15 protein-coding genes and 4 pseudogenes are annotated in these 17,093 nt (G+C 57.4%); 7 read left to right on the top strand and 12 right to left on the bottom strand.

Annotation, left to right across the window (positions count from 1 at the left end):
- Nucleotides 1–17: 17 nt before the first annotated feature.
- Nucleotides 18–1,772, top strand: a complete 1,755-nt coding sequence (locus AB8B29_RS33280; protein ID WP_439007025.1) for a ShlB/FhaC/HecB family hemolysin secretion/activation protein — start codon at nt 18–20, stop codon at nt 1,770–1,772.
- A gap of 103 nt (nt 1,773–1,875) precedes the next feature.
- Here AB8B29_RS33280 and AB8B29_RS33275 read toward each other — a convergent pair.
- Nucleotides 1,876–2,502 (bottom strand): annotated as a pseudogene (locus AB8B29_RS33275) (Tn3 family transposase); the annotation flags it as partial.
- Between the two features lie 67 nt (nt 2,503–2,569).
- On the opposite strand from AB8B29_RS33275, the pseudogene AB8B29_RS33270 reads away from it, so the two are divergent.
- A pseudogene (locus tag AB8B29_RS33270) lies at nt 2,570–3,337 on the top strand (IS6 family transposase).
- A 51-nt stretch (nt 3,338–3,388) separates the two neighbouring features.
- Here the strand turns inward: AB8B29_RS33270 and AB8B29_RS33265 are convergent.
- Nucleotides 3,389–3,840 (bottom strand): annotated as a pseudogene (locus tag AB8B29_RS33265) (transposase); the annotation flags it as partial.
- A gap of 71 nt (nt 3,841–3,911) precedes the next feature.
- Between AB8B29_RS33265 and AB8B29_RS33260 the strand changes: the two are divergent.
- A pseudogene (locus tag AB8B29_RS33260) lies at nt 3,912–4,340 on the top strand (transposase); the annotation flags it as partial.
- A gap of 284 nt (nt 4,341–4,624) precedes the next feature.
- Here the strand turns inward: AB8B29_RS33260 and AB8B29_RS33255 are convergent.
- Nucleotides 4,625–5,065: an RbsD/FucU domain-containing protein gene (locus AB8B29_RS33255; RefSeq protein ID WP_113109156.1), complete on the bottom strand. Its 441-nt coding sequence runs from the start codon at nt 5,063–5,065 to the stop codon at nt 4,625–4,627.
- 194 nt (nt 5,066–5,259) lie between these two features.
- Between AB8B29_RS33255 and AB8B29_RS33250 the strand changes: the two genes are divergently transcribed.
- The 4 genes from AB8B29_RS33250 to AB8B29_RS33235 are packed head-to-tail and all read left to right on the top strand — an operon-like array spanning nt 5,260 to nt 9,858.
- On the top strand, nt 5,260–6,258 hold the full coding sequence (locus AB8B29_RS33250; protein ID WP_113109152.1) for a LacI family DNA-binding transcriptional regulator: 999 nt from the start codon (nt 5,260–5,262) through the stop codon (nt 6,256–6,258).
- Nucleotides 6,255–7,772: a sugar ABC transporter ATP-binding protein gene (locus AB8B29_RS33245; protein ID WP_439007024.1), complete on the top strand. Its 1,518-nt coding sequence runs from the start codon at nt 6,255–6,257 to the stop codon at nt 7,770–7,772. Before AB8B29_RS33250 ends, AB8B29_RS33245 begins: the two co-directional genes overlap by 4 nt.
- On the top strand, nt 7,772–8,815 hold the full coding sequence (locus tag AB8B29_RS33240; protein ID WP_113109151.1) for an ABC transporter permease: 1,044 nt from the start codon (nt 7,772–7,774) through the stop codon (nt 8,813–8,815). The genes AB8B29_RS33245 and AB8B29_RS33240 overlap by 1 nt, the downstream gene beginning before the upstream one ends.
- Nucleotides 8,816–8,868: 53 nt before the next feature.
- Nucleotides 8,869–9,858: a substrate-binding domain-containing protein gene (locus tag AB8B29_RS33235; RefSeq protein WP_439007023.1), complete on the top strand. Its 990-nt coding sequence runs from the start codon at nt 8,869–8,871 to the stop codon at nt 9,856–9,858.
- A gap of 634 nt (nt 9,859–10,492) precedes the next feature.
- On the opposite strand, the gene AB8B29_RS33230 is transcribed toward AB8B29_RS33235, so the two are convergent.
- From AB8B29_RS33230 to AB8B29_RS33190, 9 genes are all read right to left on the bottom strand, one after another.
- Nucleotides 10,493–10,843: an ADP-ribosylation/crystallin J1 gene (locus AB8B29_RS33230; protein ID WP_113118828.1), complete on the bottom strand. Its 351-nt coding sequence runs from the start codon at nt 10,841–10,843 to the stop codon at nt 10,493–10,495.
- A gap of 225 nt (nt 10,844–11,068) precedes the next feature.
- On the bottom strand, nt 11,069–11,566 hold the full coding sequence (locus AB8B29_RS33225) for a prepilin peptidase (RefSeq protein ID WP_162740594.1): 498 nt from the start codon (nt 11,564–11,566) through the stop codon (nt 11,069–11,071).
- A 21-nt stretch (nt 11,567–11,587) separates the two neighbouring features.
- Nucleotides 11,588–12,214: a prepilin-type N-terminal cleavage/methylation domain-containing protein gene (locus AB8B29_RS33220; protein WP_162740595.1), complete on the bottom strand. Its 627-nt coding sequence runs from the start codon at nt 12,212–12,214 to the stop codon at nt 11,588–11,590.
- The gene (locus AB8B29_RS33215) at nt 12,207–12,617 is read right to left on the bottom strand and encodes a prepilin-type N-terminal cleavage/methylation domain-containing protein (protein WP_113118831.1); all 411 of its coding nucleotides are present in this window, start codon (nt 12,615–12,617) and stop codon (nt 12,207–12,209) included. The genes AB8B29_RS33220 and AB8B29_RS33215 overlap by 8 nt, the downstream gene beginning before the upstream one ends.
- Nucleotides 12,618–13,136, bottom strand: a complete 519-nt coding sequence (locus AB8B29_RS33210; protein ID WP_113118832.1) for a GspH/FimT family pseudopilin — start codon at nt 13,134–13,136, stop codon at nt 12,618–12,620.
- Nucleotides 13,133–14,368 carry a type II secretion system F family protein gene (locus tag AB8B29_RS33205; protein WP_113118833.1) on the bottom strand — a complete coding sequence of 412 codons (1,236 nt, stop codon included), beginning with the start codon at nt 14,366–14,368 and terminating at the stop codon, nt 13,133–13,135. The genes AB8B29_RS33210 and AB8B29_RS33205 overlap by 4 nt, the downstream gene beginning before the upstream one ends.
- Nucleotides 14,365–16,056, bottom strand: a complete 1,692-nt coding sequence (locus AB8B29_RS33200; protein ID WP_439007022.1) for a GspE/PulE family protein — start codon at nt 16,054–16,056, stop codon at nt 14,365–14,367. Before AB8B29_RS33200 ends, AB8B29_RS33205 begins: the two co-directional genes overlap by 4 nt.
- Before the next feature lie 79 nt (nt 16,057–16,135).
- On the bottom strand, nt 16,136–16,588 hold the full coding sequence (gene gspG, locus AB8B29_RS33195) for a type II secretion system major pseudopilin GspG (protein WP_113118848.1): 453 nt from the start codon (nt 16,586–16,588) through the stop codon (nt 16,136–16,138).
- An 82-nt stretch (nt 16,589–16,670) separates the two neighbouring features.
- Entirely contained in the window at nt 16,671–16,919 is a 249-nt protein-coding gene (locus AB8B29_RS33190; protein ID WP_113118835.1) for an RHS repeat domain-containing protein, read from the bottom strand.
- Nucleotides 16,920–17,093: the final 174 nt, after the last annotated feature.

Here is a 17,093-nt window from a genome sequence, read left to right as displayed (position 1 = left end):
CAGTGGAGAGCGATTGATTGAAGAACATTGTTTTCGCGGCGCAATTATCGACAGCACTCGCTAGCCTTGTGGCAGGTATGGCGGTGACGGCAGCGCATGCGCAGACGGCAAGCCAAGTGGTGTCGCCGAGCTATGCGCCGCCCGTGGTACGACCGGTCGAAGGCGGGATGTCCCTGGGCGGTGCGACGGGCCTTGATGCACCGAAGGGGGCCGAGAAGCTCAGCGTGACGCCGTCCGGCCTCGTCGTCGAGGGTGGCAGGCCGGAGCTTGCCCCCGAGACGGCGGCGGTAGAAGCGTCACTGAAGGGCAAGCGCGTGACGGGGGCGGATCTGTTTGCCGCAGCAAGACGGTTGGAAGAGGCCTATGCCAAGGCCGGCTATCTGTTGGTGCGTGTCAGCCTGCCGCCGCAGACGGTCAAGAACGGCAAGCCGCTGCGGCTTGAAGTGACGGACGGCCGGGTGGAAGCCATCGATGCCACCGCCCTGCCGGAGCGTGTGCGTGGCCGCATCGACGAGGTGCTGGCGCCACTTGTTGGCAAGACCGGCCTGACGAAGGCGGAACTGGAACGCCGCCTGCTGCTGGCCGGCGATACCCCGGGCGTCATGCTCAAATCCACCCTGAAGGCCGGCTCCAAACCCGGCAGCACGGTCATCGTTGTCGATGGCCGCTATGACGCCACCACGGCAACGCTCACTATGGACAACAGCCTGGCCAAAAATCTCGGCCGCTATACGGTCGGGCTGGGTGCGGACTTCAACAGCCTGCTGGGTTTCGGCGAAGTCGGCTATCTGCGCCTCAACGGCTATCCCGGTTTCAAAGACAGCATTTTGAGCGACGACCCGCGCAACCGCCAGATCATCGCCGGCTTCACCCTGCCGCTCGGCACGGACGGCTTCTGGCTGAACATGGAAGGCGTCGACAGCCGCACCCATCCCACCTCCGATCTCTCCTATACGATGGAGGATCATTACCAGCGGTTTTCCACCAAGCTTGGCTATAGCTGGATCCGCGCCCGGGAACTCAATACCAGCTCCGTTCTCTCCTTCGATGTGACGGAAGAGAAGCAGAAGCTGAACCTCAACGGCGAGAACACACCATTCACGGAAGACCAGCTGCGAGTGCTGCGCCTGACGCAGACAGCGGACGCCATCTTCGCCAGCGGCGCGCAACTGAGCGGCAGCATGACACTCTCCTTTGGACTTGATGCGCTTGGCGCGCGCAGCGCGACCACCGATCTGCCGCTGTCGCGTGATGGGGCAGAGCCGGATTTCCAGAAGCTTGAAGTGTCGGCCAGCTACGGCCAATCCTTCCTGGAGGAGAAGATCCACCTGTCGGTGTCCGGCAAGGCGCAGACCTCGTTCGGCGATGTGCTCGTATCGTCGGAGCAGTTCGGGCTCGGCGGCTTCGACTGGCTGTCCGCCTTCGACGGCGGCAAGATCCAGGGCGACATCGGAGCTGCTGCGCGCGTCGAGCTTTCCTTCCCCCTGACGCTGCCGCAGGGTCTGGGACTTGGCGCAGCGTCAAGAGATGCCTTCGGTGGCGCGGTCGCACCCTATGTCTTCGGGGCAGCCGGCATTGCCAAGCTGGAGCGACCGACGGTGGCGGAAGTGGGTATCACCCGCGCGAACTCCTTCGGCGCCGGTATCCGCTTTGGTCTTTCCGAGAAGGCAAGCCCGCATTCAGCAACGCTCAGCCTCGAATATGCCCGTGGCGAGGCCACCAACATGGATAGCCAGAACCGCTTCAACCTGCGCTTTATCGCACGGTTCTGAACGGAACGGCCCCTGAACATTAAAGGGGCATAGATATACGGTAGGCGGATCATGGAATGAACGGGATTGCGCGGAACCCGTTTTTATCGAAATCCGGTTTTTCTTACCACAGGTAATCGCCGGTCAGGTTCACATGCTCCCATGTGAGCGGCGACAGGCTGGAGAGGAGATGGTCCGGGATGGCCTGTCCCGCATTGCGCAAAGCATCGACGACGCGACCGGTGTAGATTGTGTTCCAATGAATGATGGCGGTGACAACCAGGTTGAGCGCGGATGCCCGGATCGAAAGATTTTCCTGACTACGATCGCGGAAACGGCCGAGACGATGAAGATTCACGGCCCGCACGAGGCTGTTCCGGCTTTCGCCTTTGTTCAATTCGGCCGTCGTGGTCTTGCGTAGTTGCTCATCGTTGATCCAGTCGAGAGTGAAGAGGGTTCGCTCGATCCGGCCCATCTGGCGCAACGCCTGGGCCAGACCGCTCTGCCTCGTTGTCGCCGAAAGCCGCTTCAGCATGAGTGAGGCGCTGACTGTGCGGGTGCGCAGCGAGGTCATCAGACGCAAGATATCGTCCCAATGCGCCCGGATCAGATCGGGGTCGATCCGGTCACCCATGACGTTCTGAAGAATTCCGTATTGCTTGGCCGGTCCGAAACCATAAAGGCATCGCCCGTCGAGATCGGGGATGCGCGGCACAAACGCGAAGCCGAGGGCATGGCAGAAGGCGAACACAAGGGCTCTGTTGCAAAAATTCCTATGCTGTCCGAAAAAGCGCTGGCAATTTTCAGCGAGACTTTTGCTGAGCGATTTCAAGTGGCGCCATTTTCAGGGCGAGATTATCCTTTGGGCGGTCCGCTGGTATTGCCGCTATGGAGTCAGCTACCGCGACCTTGAGCAAATGATGGGCGAGCGAGGTGTGCCGGTCGATCATTCCACCATCTATCGGTGGGTCCAGAAATACGCGCCCGAGATCGAGAAGCGGCTGCGTTGGCACTGGCGCCGGCCGCAGTCAACAAGCTGGCGTGTCGACGAAACCTATGTGAAGGTTCGTGGGCAATGGACTTACCTTTACCGGGCCGTCGATAAATTCGGCAACACGATCGATTTCTAGCTATCTCCGACCCGCAATGCCAAAGCGGCCAAGCGTTTTCTGGGCAAGGCCTTGAACGGCCTGAAGGACTGCGAAAAGCCAACCACGATCAACACCGACAAGGCTCCAACTTACGGCATCGCGATTGCAGAATTGAAAGCCGAAGGCAAATGCCCCGGTGAGCTTGCGCATCGGCAGGTCAAATATCTCAACAATGTCGTCGAAGCCGATCACGGCAAGCTCAAACAGTTGATCAGACCGGTGAGAGGGTTCAAGACGCTGAAAACAGCCTATGCGACGATCAAGGGCTTCGAGGTCATGCGCGCTTTACGCAAGGGCCAGGCGGCCATTTTCAACCTGACGGGCGACGTCCGTGGTGAAGCCCGCATCGTTGAACGCGCCTTCGGCATTGGACCCAGCGCGTTGACGGAAGCGGTAGCGTTGCTGGCCCAGCAGCTTGAGGGCCAGGCCGCTTGACAGCGGAGAACACGGGATCTCCCAATTAAACAGAATTTTTGCAACAGAGCCGCCTGTGGCACGGGCGGCGATATTCGAGCGGGCGACACCCAGAGTTTGACAGACGGTCTTCATTCCAAAATCCCCCTCGGAAGAGAGAGCGAGCGCAACAGATGTTTTTTTGGGCCACCGGCGATCTCGAGAGCTTCCTTGAGGATTTCGCTCTCCATCGTCTTCTTGCCCAACAGGCGCTGCAGCTCTTTCACCTGGGCCTGAAGTGCCCGATATTCGGAAGCCGGAACGACCTCCTCTTCGGCGGCCGTCGCCGTCAGCGCCCCTTGGGACGCCAGTTTGCGCCAGGCGAACAACTGGTTTGGCTGGATGCCGTGCCGACGAGCGACGATGCTCACCGTCGCATCCGCCTCGTAGGTTTCCTGAATGATCGCCAGCTTCTCCGACGTGCTCCAGCGACGGCGGCGCTCGGGGCCCGAAAGGACTTCCATCTTAAAGTTGCTACTAGTCATATTACCAACATTACTCCTACCCACTTAGCTAAGTGGGGGAGCATGTCCGGGCCTTTCGGGGGCTAATTCACGCCTCGCAGGTGGAGGCGTTGCTTGACCAGATCGATGCGCCGATCGGACAGTTCACTGCCGATGGAGCCTATGACGGCAACCCGACCTACGACGCCGTCACCAGGCACAGTCCCGAAGCGGTGGTGATCATTCCACCCCGCGCCAATGCACTGGAACGACCAAACAGTGATTGCCCAACTCAGCGAGACCGACACATTGCGGCGATCAACGCCGACGGCCGGATGGGCTGGCAGGTCGAGACCGGCTACGGGAAACGATCGCTGGTCGAGACCGCGATCGGTCGTTACAAGTTGATCATTGGCCGCCGACTGCGAGCACGCTCATTCGCAGCACAGCAGACGGAAGTTGCCATCGGCTGCACCGTCCTCAATCGAATGCTGGCATGTGCCCGCCCGAAATCCGTCCGGTGCGCAAAAGCTACCGCATAATCGCAGCATCAAAGACCGAATTCCGCTCGCACTACGATCGATGCACCAGCGCCCTCTCGAAGGGCATTTCAAGTTATTTCACAGCGCTTTCTGAGGCAGCCGAATTCTAGGCAATTGATTTATTTACATTGTGAGCGTTGATCATCGACGACATAGCAGGCCGCAAGTTCTTATCCCTTCAAGAGTATACAGTTCCTGACAATTCCGCACGCGAGCCTCCCGTTCAGTTTATATCGGGCAGGGAAGGGCGCTGATTCAGCCCTCCCATTTTCGACGGATGGCAGTTAGACCACGCCCTTCTTAAGGATGAAGTTCCCATAGGGGCGCGATTCCGCCGTCTGGATAACTGCAAACGCTCGCATCGCGATGGGATAATAGGCGAACCTTTCGACAGGCTGGCTCACGATCAAACGCCCTTCTGCCTGACTGCACTCGGCGATAACGTCTCTGTGCACTTCCAGCAACTCACCTGGTGCATCGGTGGCCTCCATATGCATGAGTGGCGCTTCAACGAAGGTATCCAAAGGCATCATCTGCAGTATCCTGCGAACCGCAGTCGGCGCATCGATACCTTCCAAGAGGAGAAGCTTTCCGCTGGTGGTCTGGGCCGACACGCGAAAGCCCGAGAAATTTCGATCTACACACGCCAGTTCGTCGCCATGACCCATGGAGGCCATGATCCACAATATGTCGGCCGTAATGAACGGCGGAACACCCTTCAGCATGATAATTCCCTCCCAGGAGATCATCTCCGACAAGAACGATAATCAGAAAAAAAACGATTGCGCAAACGTTTCGATGACGCTAGCGTTGCCACATTAGCGGATCCCGGGAGGCCTCTTGGAGGTTGGAATTCCGCTTGGGAGGATACTTTGAAAAGCCTGTTTGTTGCGCTGCTGGCGAGAGCTGGAGTGCGCTCATGACGACTATTTCCGCAGTGGCAAAGGCGGCTGGGGTTTCGGTCTCCACGGTTTCGCACGTTCTCAACAAGACGCGCTACGTCTCGCCCGAGAAGGTGAAGCTCGTGATGGATACAGTGGAGGCGATCGGATACATACCCAATGCTCTCGCTCGCTCGCTCAAGCTTTCCTCCACGGGCACCATCGGCCTCGCAATATCAGCGATTTCGAACCCTTACTTCAGTGACATTATCTGTGCGATTGAAGCCGAATGTTCCAAGCGAGGCTTGATCGTGTTCCTGTGTGACACGCAGGATGATCCGGATCGAGAGCTGGAGCTGGTCCAGCATCTGCATCAGCGTCGGGTTGACGGCATTATTCTTGCTCCTTCGGGAGATGCTAAGAAATCGCTGGATTACCTCATCGAATCCGACCTTCCCTGTGTGCTCGTTGACAGGCTGTCGGATGATCGTTTCGACCAGGTAGGGACCGAAAACGTCGCTGCAATTCGCACGCTCGTCGATCATCTTGTGATGCTCCATCATAGACGAGTTGGTATCATCCTGGGTCAGCCCGGCTTTGCGACGACTGTGGAGCGCGCAAAGGCGTTTCGCGCCGCGATGACGGAGAAGGGAATAGAGGTACCGGACAATTTAATCAGCGACGGCAATCGCAGCACCGCTGACGCCACTGCTTCGACACACCGCTTGTTGGAACTGAAGGAGCCGCCGACAGCGATTCTTGCATCGAACAATCTGGCGATGATCGGAGTTATGAGGGCTATCCGGGAGCGGGGACTTCGCGTCCCCGCGAATATTTCCGTGCTCGGGATCGATGATTTCGAATGGGCAGATTATTTCGAACCGCGCCTGACGCTGATGGCCCAGCCTTGCGATGAGATCGGTCGGAAGGCCGCGGACTTGCTGATCGAGCGGATAGGCAACAAGCGTCGCCCCTGCCAAACCGTTCGACTGTCACCGGTTTTGCGACTGCGTGAATCGTGTGGAGAGGCAGCATGAGCGAGGTTGTTCTTTCAGCAAAAGGTGTCGTCAAGCGCTTCGGCGGGGTTCAGGCGCTGCGCGGGGTGGATTTCGAACTAAAGGTTGGCGAAATCCACGCACTGCTTGGTGAAAACGGTGCCGGAAAATCTACGTTGATGAACCTGTTGTCCGGTGTGCATACGCTGGACGAGGGAGAGATCTTCATCGACGGTAATCCCGCTCGATTTCACGGCCCGCGCGATGCACAAGCGGCGGGTATCGCAACTATCTTCCAGGAGCTGGACCTCGTTCCGAGCCTGAACGTGGCTGCCAATCTCTTTCTCGGGCACGAGCTTGTTCATCCGCACGGCATGCTCGACGGCAAGGCAATGCTGCAGGAGGCGCGCAAAAGGCTGGAGGCGATCGATCGATCGATCGATCCGAGCCAGCTCGTGAGTGAGCTTTCCATCGGCCAGCGCCAGGTCGTCGCCATCGTCAAGGCACTTTCCTACGCATCGAAAGCCCTCATTATGGATGAGCCAACGGCCGCCTTGACCGTGGGCGAAGTGGATCGATTGTTCGACATCATGCGTGGCCTGGCGTCCTCTGGCGTTGGCATCGTCTATATCTCGCACCGTCTTGAGGAGGTTCCCCAGATCGCTCACCGGGTAACGGTCATGCGCGACGGCAAGGTGGCAGGTGTCACCGAACCGGACGCGCCGCAGGCCGAACTGGTGCAGCTTCTCGTCGGACGTCCCTTGAACGAGCTTTATCCGCGCCGCGCAGATGGTGTTGGTGACGTGCTCTTGCGGATGCGGCAAGCTTCCTTCCATCCACATCGCACGTCTCCCGGTTGGCAGGCTCCGGTCAAAGTCGATCTGGATGTTCGGCGTGGCGAAATCGTCGGGCTCGCTGGCGTTATGGGGGCGGGTCGAACCGAGCTTTTGAGCGCTCTCTATGGAGCAGGCGTGCCGGGCCATTGGCAGGGCGAGATTGCGATTGAGGGCAGGCCGGCCAGGCTCAAATCGATCGCGGCTGCGCGTAGGGTAGGGTTGGCATTCGTAACCGACGACCGGCGTGGGGCCGGCCTCATGCTGCGTATGTCGGTAGGTCTCAATCTGGTCATGTCGATCATCCGCCGGATATCACCAAACGGCTTGCTGTCTGCGCGACGCCAAGAGGATGCGATCAAGAGTTCTTTCGGCCAATTCGACATCCGTCCGAAGAATCCCGGTATCGCGGTCGGCGCTCTCTCAGGGGGCAATCAGCAGAAGGTCGTTCTCGCAAAGGAAGTGCAGGGCAATCCGCGTCTATTGCTTCTCGACGAGCCGACGCGCGGCGTTGACGTCGGCGCAAAGGGAGAAATCTACACCCGCTTGCGCAAGCTTGCTTCCGAGGGATTGGGGATTCTTGTCGCTTCGAGCGAGATGCCCGAGCTGATCGGCCTGTGCGATCGAATAGTGGTTTTGCGCAGCGGCTGCAGCGTTGCTGAGTTTTCTGGTGGCGTCAGCGAACATGAAGTCCTGGCGGCTGCCAACGGGAGAGAGGCCTGATGTCCGAACAGCAAATCACGTCCAGTCCAGCGATCGAGCCCGCCAAGCGCATTGATCCGCTCGCGGTGATGGTCCGCTTCCAAAGCTTGATCGGCCTTATCCTTGTCTTCGCGGGCGGCATCATTTTCTCGCCGCGTCGACATGGTGTCATCCTGTTTCTTCAACCCGACAACATCGCCAATATCGTCCGCGCAGTGTCCGAAACTGGCATCATCGCGATCGGAATGACGTTCGTGATCATCACCGCCGGGATTGACCTCTCGGTCGGAGCGACACTTGGTCTTGCGAGCGTCGTGACAGCAACGTTGATGGTCTCAGGCGGTTTCGGGCTGATTACAACGGTGCTCGCAGTGCTGCTGATGGGTACGTGTTTCGGGTTGGTCCAGGGAGCGATTTCAAGCAAGTTTCGGCTTGAGGCATTTATCGTGACCCTTGCCGGTTTACAGGCGGCTCGCGGGCTTGCACTCGTCGTATCGGGCAATCAATATATCAATATCTCCTATGGCGATGGTCCTGGTCTCGCGCCACCCATCTTTGCCATTCTGGGCGGTCGACTATTCGGCAATGTCGTTCCGGTGGCCACGATCGTCTTTCTGATCTTTGCCTGTGTCGCCACGCTTGTGCTGAACACAACCAGGTTCGGCCGTTACGTCTATGCCGTCGGCGGAAACGAGCGCGCTGCTCGCATCTCAGGCGTTCCGGTCTCGGCAATCAAGATCGCCGTTTACGCCATTACAGGCTTTGCATCCGCGCTGGCTGGCATCGTTCATGCCGGGCAGTTCAATTTCGGAAGCGCCAATGATGGGACCGGATACGAACTGACGGCCATCGCGGCTGTCGTCATTGGAGGAACCAGCCTTTTTGGCGGTTCCGGTTCAATGGTCGGAACGATCGCCGGGACGATCATGCTGGGCGCTTTGGCCAATATTCTTCAGCTCAACAACATTACGCCAGCCATGCAGTTGCTTGCAACTGCGGCGATCATCGTTTTGGCGGCGGTCCTTCAATCCCTCGTTCGTCGCCGCGAAGGATTGGGCAGGTAGTGTGGCGTCATTTCTCGGAGGGAGGTTCCGGGATCAATGTGGAGGAGAACATAATGACACAGAATGCACTTCGATTGTCGAACGCTTGGTGCGCGATACTTCTGGCTGGCTCGTGTCTTGGCCTTGCCGGCGTGGCTCAGGCGGCGGACCCGCTTGTGAAGGCTTGCGCCAAGAATGGTGAATTCGTCATCGGTTTTTCGCAGGCAAATAACGCGGAACCGTACCGCCAGCATGTCAATGATGAACTACTGGCAGCCGCCAAATCAGTCCCGCAGTTTACGCTACAGATTGCCGACGGGGCGGGTAACGTCAACACGCAGACTTCGCAGGTCGACAATTTCATCACCCAAAAGGTTGACCTTCTGTTGATCTCGCCTTTCGAGGCGGCTCCGCTAACACCGGCCGTCAAGCGGGCAATGGACGCGGGTATCCCGGTCGTCGAACTTGATCGCAAGACGAACGGCGAAGCTGGCAAGGACTACACAGCTTTTATCGGAGGAGATAACTACAAGATCGCTTTGGCGGCCGGCGAATATACGAGCAAGACGCTTCTGCCGGATGGCGGCGAGGCTGCCGTGCTGGAAGGGCTGCCGAGTTCGACTCCGGCCGTCGAACGGCTCAATGGCTTCAAAGATGGTGTGAAGGCCAATTCCAAGATCCAGATCGTGGCAGAACAAGCGGCTGATTGGTTGCCGGACAAAGCGCAGACGGCGTTCGCCGCCATGCTGCAGGCCCATCCCGATATCAAGATGGTCTATGCCAGCAACGATATGATGGCGGCGGGGGCGCTGCTTGCTGCAAAGGGTGCCGGTAAGAGCGTGAAGATCATCGGCACGGACGGTTTGCCGGGTCCGGCAGGCGGAATCGAGGCGGTCGCAAAGGGCGACTGGTCTGCGACCTTCACATATCCGACAGGAGCGAAAGAGGCGGTCGACATGGCAAAGTCGATATTGCTGGACTGCGCATCGTCGGTGCCGGCAACGGTAACGGTCGACACCACCGCCATTACGCCCGATAACGCGAAGCAGATGATGGGTAAGTAAAGTTCCAGTCCAGACTCAAGCCGGCTGGGGCGCGTCCGTCTAGCCGGCTTGAGCCAAAACTCCGCGGCAGCTTGCTTCCGCCTGTTAGCGACTGATATTTGAAACAAGAGCCAGATGCGAGATCATCTTTGTTGGGGCAAGACGCCTGACAAACCAGATAGATAGGCCGAGATCCCGTCCGGAGAGGTTGGAGCGTCCATTCGCGAGGCCGGCACGACCCCCACCTCTCGCCATTCAGGCTGATTTAGCCTGTAATACCTTGCGAGCTTTTTAAAGGATCGCGGGTTCGTATCGTATCAAGAGTAAGGGGATGAACGGCCATGTAGCATACCCCGGCATTTAGGTTGCACGAGATCCAATATTCATCAGATTGGCAAATTTCGACGTCTGCCGGAGGTGCTGCCTGGATTGACCTCGCTTTTGCTATGATCGGGAGCGAATTCGCGTTGCGAACGGCACGCGAACTCGTCACCTATCTCCGTAGCCTGGCGGGCAAGTGCCGTTCAGCATCGAGCGGCCACTACCACGACTGCCCAAGCCGGAGTGACGCTCCGATCGCACCGAGTCGATCGCTGAGAAGGCGGAGAGCGAACCCCACGGAAGAGCCATAGTCCACCATCAGGACTAAGCCCAACTATTGATCTCGCTCGAACGCCCTCGTTACTACGATTTCGCCCACAATTGCCCCGTTGAATTTTTCGAGGTCTTCGGCAGGTATCCAGTATTCTTTCAGCGCTTGGCCACCTGCTTCGTGCGGAGTATAGGCGGCGAGGAAATTCGTCACAACCTGAAAGCGAGTGACGTAACCAGCACCGTCCCGATTGACGTTCCAATCTCTAGCAATTCGAATGGCGTAATCTTCGGAAAGGACCGGATAGAAGATAGGCTGATCTGGTAGACGAGGTGGAAATGCCTTCATCCCACTCTGCTTTATCAAGTCGAGTTCAGCTGGACCTACGGGTCTCCAGAGGGTGATGGTTTCCATTTTGATCGCCCAGTCAAATTCGACTAAATGCAGTAACTGCTAAGCACAATCCAAAATTTTTGAAAAGCTCCCGGTTAGTGCATTCTTGCCATCTCCATGACAACGGTGGGCTCGAAACGAGCCAATGCCTTTCGTAAATGCGAGGACGACGGCGGTTGGCGGTTGCGTCGTCTTGATGGCTTTCCAGACCGAAATTGGAAAGCTTCAGGTAAAACAACGGCTCGTCTAGTCTAGCAGAGCATAAATAGATTGGCCTGAAATGATTTGGGAACCAGCAACTACTACAAGGCCGACGCAAAGAAAGGGTCCGAACGGAAGGTGAGGATTCTGAACAGCCGATATGTTACGACCCCGGGAAAGTCCCGCGTACGCAAGGGCCGTTAAAGAGGCAAACAGGAGCATCGGTGCAAGTCCCAGGCCCCCAACCCAGCTGCCAGCTGCTGCGATAAATTTTACGTCCCCGAGACCGAGACCTTCGACCTTTCGGACTTCCCGATGAAGTGAGCGAATAGTCCAGGAGATTAATCCGCCTGCTAAAAGACCCGCACTTGCATCCAGCATGCCTGGAAAAGGTAATAGGCTGGAAACAATAAGGCCGCTAATCGCAAGTAGCAGATTTTGCTTGTCGGGGATGATCATCCGTCTCCAGTCGGTGATGGAAACGGAAGAGCACAGTGCCAATAGGACTACGAGCGCGAAGCATTGAACGGCTGGAATTGACATGACTTGTGCCGGTTCCCGCATTCAGAGTGCAGCATGACGCAGAGGAACCGCCAGGAATACGGAATGCAGTGAGCGGTCCTCCTCGATTTCCACGTTGAGTTCCGCGGCAAGAGGGAGCTGGTCGTGCTGCAACCATTCTGTGTGCCAGTCCAGGGGCGCATTAGATTTATTTGCTCCGAAATATCGTAAGCTGAAACGCTTTACATTACGGGCTAAAGTCACGGGCTCTCCGATGCCAATCACATTTGGGTCGGAACGATAGACCGACGTCCGAAGCTCTAGATGGCAACGATCAACCAAAAGCTCGCCGCAATTGAGCGTCAGTCGAGCTCGCACTAAGCCGCCCTCCATAGCAAAGCCTTCGCTGAGTGTTACAAAATCGAGTTGCTGTTCCTGCCCGTCGAACAAAAGTCGCACCAAGCCTGCCTCCGGATCCAGGGTGGTTGCCGGAACGGCTCCAGAAATCAATGAGCTTAGACGAGTGATGCCGGCACTCGAAGCCATGTGAATGTCATTCTTTCCCGCGGCGGCATAGCTGCGCAAGGCTAGCATCAGGCCGCCGATCGCAACGGTCGCGATCATCGCGGTGACCGCCAACGAGACCAGCAATTCGACCAGAGTGAAGCCCTCTTGTGAACCGTCACTCATGAACATCGCCAGCCACGAGTTTTACCGTCTTTAGGACAATTGGGGCGGAGCGCTGTGCATTGGAGGCAACGGTCGGAATAACGGCTATTTCGATCCAATAGCCCCTGAGACCTGACGCCGCTTGAGGTCTCAGAGCCTGCACGGATGCCGTCCATGAGAAGTCGCTACCGAACGAACCGGTTGTTTTCGCTGCTGGTATTGGCTCGGTGATGCCGATGGCATCCATTTTTGCCTGGGCCAGTTGCATGGCCTGTTGCGCGATTTCGGCGCGACGCTCGGCGCGCAAGGACGTCGAGAAGCCAGCGAAAGCGACGCTGAGAAACAACGTCAATATGACAAAGGCGACCAGCACCTCCAGCAGTGTGAAGCCATCACAATCGTTTTGTTGGGCCGCAGTCGTCACCTAGCGCCCTTCATCCGACAGCATATCGAGGGTGGCCTCTCCAGTTAGCCAGTTCACGCTGATCTTTGCCCGGCGGTCACGCAAGGCCAGAACAACATCGCCGCCGGTCGATGTTCCGTCCGGGAAAAATCTAAGGCCTAGGGCAGAACCACTGATGCGCTCAGGTCTGGCAGCAACAACCGTCATCGACATGTCCGCCGGCAGTGGGATTTGTGATCCGGATGGCGGCGAGACCCTCCGGCTTTCGACGTCGATTTCAACCAAGGTCTCCTTGTTGCTGGAAATGGCCTGAGCATGAGCAAGCCGCATGACGGCTGCAACACGGCGCGCTGTCGCTTCGACCGCTACCCGGTCGGGCGGCCGCTTCAAAACGGGAAGGGCGATGCTCGCGACTAGGGTCATAATGGCGACAACCGCCAGGACTTCGATCAAGGTGAAGCCTTCCTGACAGGTGAGCGACGAGCAAAAGCCTTCTGGGCATTTTCGCGATCGGCCTTTCACCTGCGCAGCATGCCTCATTGCAGTGCCAGTTCGTTGATGGACAATATGGCGTTCATCGTCGTCAGGACGAGACCACCAATCAGGGCCGCGATAGCGACCGTCAGCGCCGGAGTCAGCAAAGTCATGAGTCGATCGATGCGTTGCTGGACCTGATGGCCGGTGTTGGTCGCCAATCTCTGTAGCATCTGTTCCAGCTTACCGGACGCTTCGCCGATTGCTATCATCTGGATAGCAATTTTCGGCAGATGCGTATGCGTACCAAGAGCATCGGCCAAATTGGTGCCATCTTGTAAGGCGCTGAATGCCTTGCCGAGCTCCATCCGTAAAACGCGATTTTGTGGCACGTCCTGCGCTCCGGTAAACGCTGCAAGAATCGGAACGCCAGCCCTCAGGAGCGCGGCCAATGTTCGGGAGAAGCGTTCCGTATTATGATTGAGCGCCAAGGTTCCGACAATTGGCGTTGCGAGCAGCACTCGATCGAACATCAACCGGCTGCGTGCATTCTTGACAAGAAGAATACCGAGCATGATGATTGCGAGAGAAATGCCAGCGGCTAGAACACCGACCCGTTGCCAATGCGCTTGCAGCCACAGCAGCGCGCTGATGATCATCGGCGGTTCCTTGCCGTTTTGGGCGAAGATCGGCGCGATCGACGGGATGAGCGCTCCCATGATCACCGAGACGGAAGCAAGCGCCATCACGGTCAGAATGCAGGGATAGATCAGCGCGGACCTGATCTTGTCGCGAATAGTGACGCGTTGTTCCAAAAGCTCGGCAATTTCATTGAGCGCTTGAGCGAGTCTACCGCTGCGCTCTCCGGCGCGTAAAACGCTCAAATAATCCGGCCCGAATGTCTTTGGATACTGGCGTAGCGCTTCGGAAACCGCGGAACCGGACAGAATGGAGGCAATCATCTGATTGCTGATCGCTTTCATCGGCTTTGAGGCCGTCTGCTCGGTAAGGAGTCTAAGCGTGCTGTCGAGCGGTAGGCCAGCACCGCTCAGAATGGCGAATTCGCGTGTGAAGGACGCTACCGCTTTGGTCGATGGCGCATCGGACCAGGAAATGTCACGACGCCACCATGGTGTCGTGTCGGTAAGATCGGCAAGCTCGGTCTCAAGTGGGGTAAGACCACGAGACCAGAGAAGCTCCGTTGCGGCTTGCTGCGAGCTTGCCTCGAACTGGCCCTCAACGATATCGCCTTGACCGGTAAACGCCCGATAACGAAAGCGCCGCCATGCCGGATTCATGGCGCGACCTTCGTGATGCTGAGAACATCCTCAATCGTCGTCATTCCCGACCAGACCTTGCTAAGGCCGCTTTCATAAAGCGCGTTCATGCCGTCCGCGCGTGCAGAAGCCTCCAAATCGACTTCGGACGAATGCGCCAGGATCTGTGCGCGTTGCCGCTCGCCGATCGTCATCAGTTCGGCAATGGCGAGCCGCCCGGAAAAGCCGGTATTCCGGCATGAAGGGCAGCCTTTCGCGCTCATCACGCGGGGCAGCGAAGAGGGTAGTTTTCTTCCAAGATCATGGGTGATGCGCTCGGCCCATAGCAACGCATCGGCGTGAGGCTCGGAACAATGAGGACACAAGCGTCGAACCAATCGTTGCGCCAAGACCCCGTTGAGGGTCGAAGCGAGCAGAAAGTGTTCCAGGCCCATGTCGATCAGGCGCGTCACCGTGGCTGCAGCACTGTTGGTGTGAAGTGTCGATAGTACGAGATGGCCGGTCAATGACGCCTGGATCGCAATCTTTGCGGTCTCCAGGTCGCGAATTTCGCCAATCATGATTACATCGGGGTCTTGGCGGAGGATAGAGCGCAGCGCGTGCGGAAAATCCAGACCAATGGACGGTTGGACCTGGACCTGATTGATGCCGGCAAGCTGATACTCGATGGGATCCTCGACAGTGAATATCTTGGCGCTCGGACGGTTGATGCTTGCAAGCGCCGTGTAGAGCGTCGTCGTCTTTCCCGAACCCGTTGGCCCGGTCACCAGAAATATCCCGTTGGGTTGACCCGTAAGCCGCGAGAGATCTGCGATTTCGCCCTTGGAAAAGCCCAGTGTGGAAAAGTTCAACTCGACACGTGAACGATCGAGAATGCGTAGCACGATGCTTTCGCCGAACGCGGTCGGAATGGTAGAAACACGCAGATCGATGTCGACACCCCGCACCGGGGCTTTGATGCGCCCATCCTGCGGCATGCGTCGTTCGGCGATGTCCAGCCTTGCCATGATCTTGATACGAGAGCTGACGGCGGCCTGCAGACCATGGGCGAGCGTTCGCATGCGATGCAAATGTCCATCGATGCGGTAACGCACATCCAGGCCGTCCTGCATCGGCTCGATATGTATATCCGATGCCCTGGCATCCACCGCTTCAGCGATAATCTCATTCACGAGCCGAATGACGGGCGCTTCACCGGCAATGTCACGCAGACGTTCGACATCGTCCTCGCTAACGCCATCGAAACGCGGATCTGCATTTTGCTCATGCGGCTGTGACGTTTCGTCATAGAGGCTTTGTACCGCCCGCTGAAACAGCGTTGCCTCGATGAGGCGCGTGCGTATCGGAAGACCCGTTAGGTAGGAAAGCGCTTCTCGGGGTTCTCCGTCAAATGGGTCGACTTCGGCAAGCACAATGCTTTCTTCATCCACCTGCAATGGCAAAACGCGGCGGCTGCGCACGAAGCCAGCATCGATCAGTTCGGCAGAAATCGGTGCAATCGGAATATCATCGAGCCCAACCACGAGGATGCCTAAGGCTGCGGCGATTTCTGAACACAAACGCGTTTCGGGAATGAGGCCAAGTTTGAGGAGAACCTGATCCAGCCGCTCGTTGGTTTTAGCGGCCGCACGCTGAGCTCTTACGAGACTTGCCTCGTCGAGGATTCCCGCATCGACGAGGCTTGTTCCAAATCCATCGAAAAAATTCACGGGATCCGGAATGAACGATGACAGATCGGGCTCACGCAACATCCTTCCAGGAGAGATGCCGCCAATGTCTTTTGCCGCGTCATTTCTGCCAGCTAGTGACACTGTCCGTGCTTCCCTCTTGTCCGCTTGGACCGACCGATACGATATCGTAGGCGTCATGTTGGCCGGGATAACGGTAGATGTAGGGGTGACCCCAAGGGTCGCTAGGAAGGGTCTGGCCCTTGAGGTAAGGCCCATTCCAGGATGCGGCCTGTGTTGCCGGCTTTACCATCAATGCCTGTAGACCTTCATCACTGTTAGGATAGCGACCCATGTCGAGATAGTAGAGTTCCAACGCCGCAGAAAGCGATTGGATCTGCAAGTGAGCGGCCTTTTCCTTGGATGAGGAAAGGTAACTCAGTACACGTGGAGCAGCTAGACCCATAATGAGGCCGATAATCGCCAAAACGACGAGTACTTCAATCAGGGTAAATCCCTTTTCGCCGTTTCGGGATGGGTGATCTACTAACCCAGATTTTCGTCGTCTATTCATTCCAACATCGGTCCCCACGCACGCCGCTATAGAACGGGCTCCCTCGAATTTCAGACGATCTCGCAAGCTTTGCTCGGTTACCTCAGTTCAGAGTAGCCGCAGTACGATTGCCTGCATTGTCATAGGTGTAGGCGCCGGAATTGCCGGCGGAGTTGGCGTCACCCTTGATACGACCGAGACTGTCATAGGTGTAAGTGATAGTGCCTGGCGTCGCAGCTTCGGCCGGCGTCGCTGGTGGCAGGAACAGATAGCTTCCGATCGCCACTGCCAACGCGATCGATCCCGAAGCGAGCATGAGCGGCCTGCGCAGTTTTCGGTTCATGTCAGTCATGGCGGACTCCCTGGGAGAGATAAGAAAAGGGGAATGGCGTGCATGCAGCGAAGAGAGATAAAACAGACCCAAAATTATTTCAATCCATGCTTGTTAATTTTTAAGTTGATATGATTTCTGATCTACAACTTTTAAAACTGGGCAGAAACTATTTCGCTCTAGCGCGGGACCTAT

Origin of the sequence: Rhizobium sp. 11_C7_N12_5, from assembly GCF_051811145.1 — a bacterium.
GTDB lineage: Bacteria > Pseudomonadota > Alphaproteobacteria > Rhizobiales > Rhizobiaceae > Rhizobium > Rhizobium lusitanum.
The sequence above is the reverse complement of the archived record's forward strand: the minus strand, read 5'-3'. Positions and strand labels throughout refer to the sequence as shown.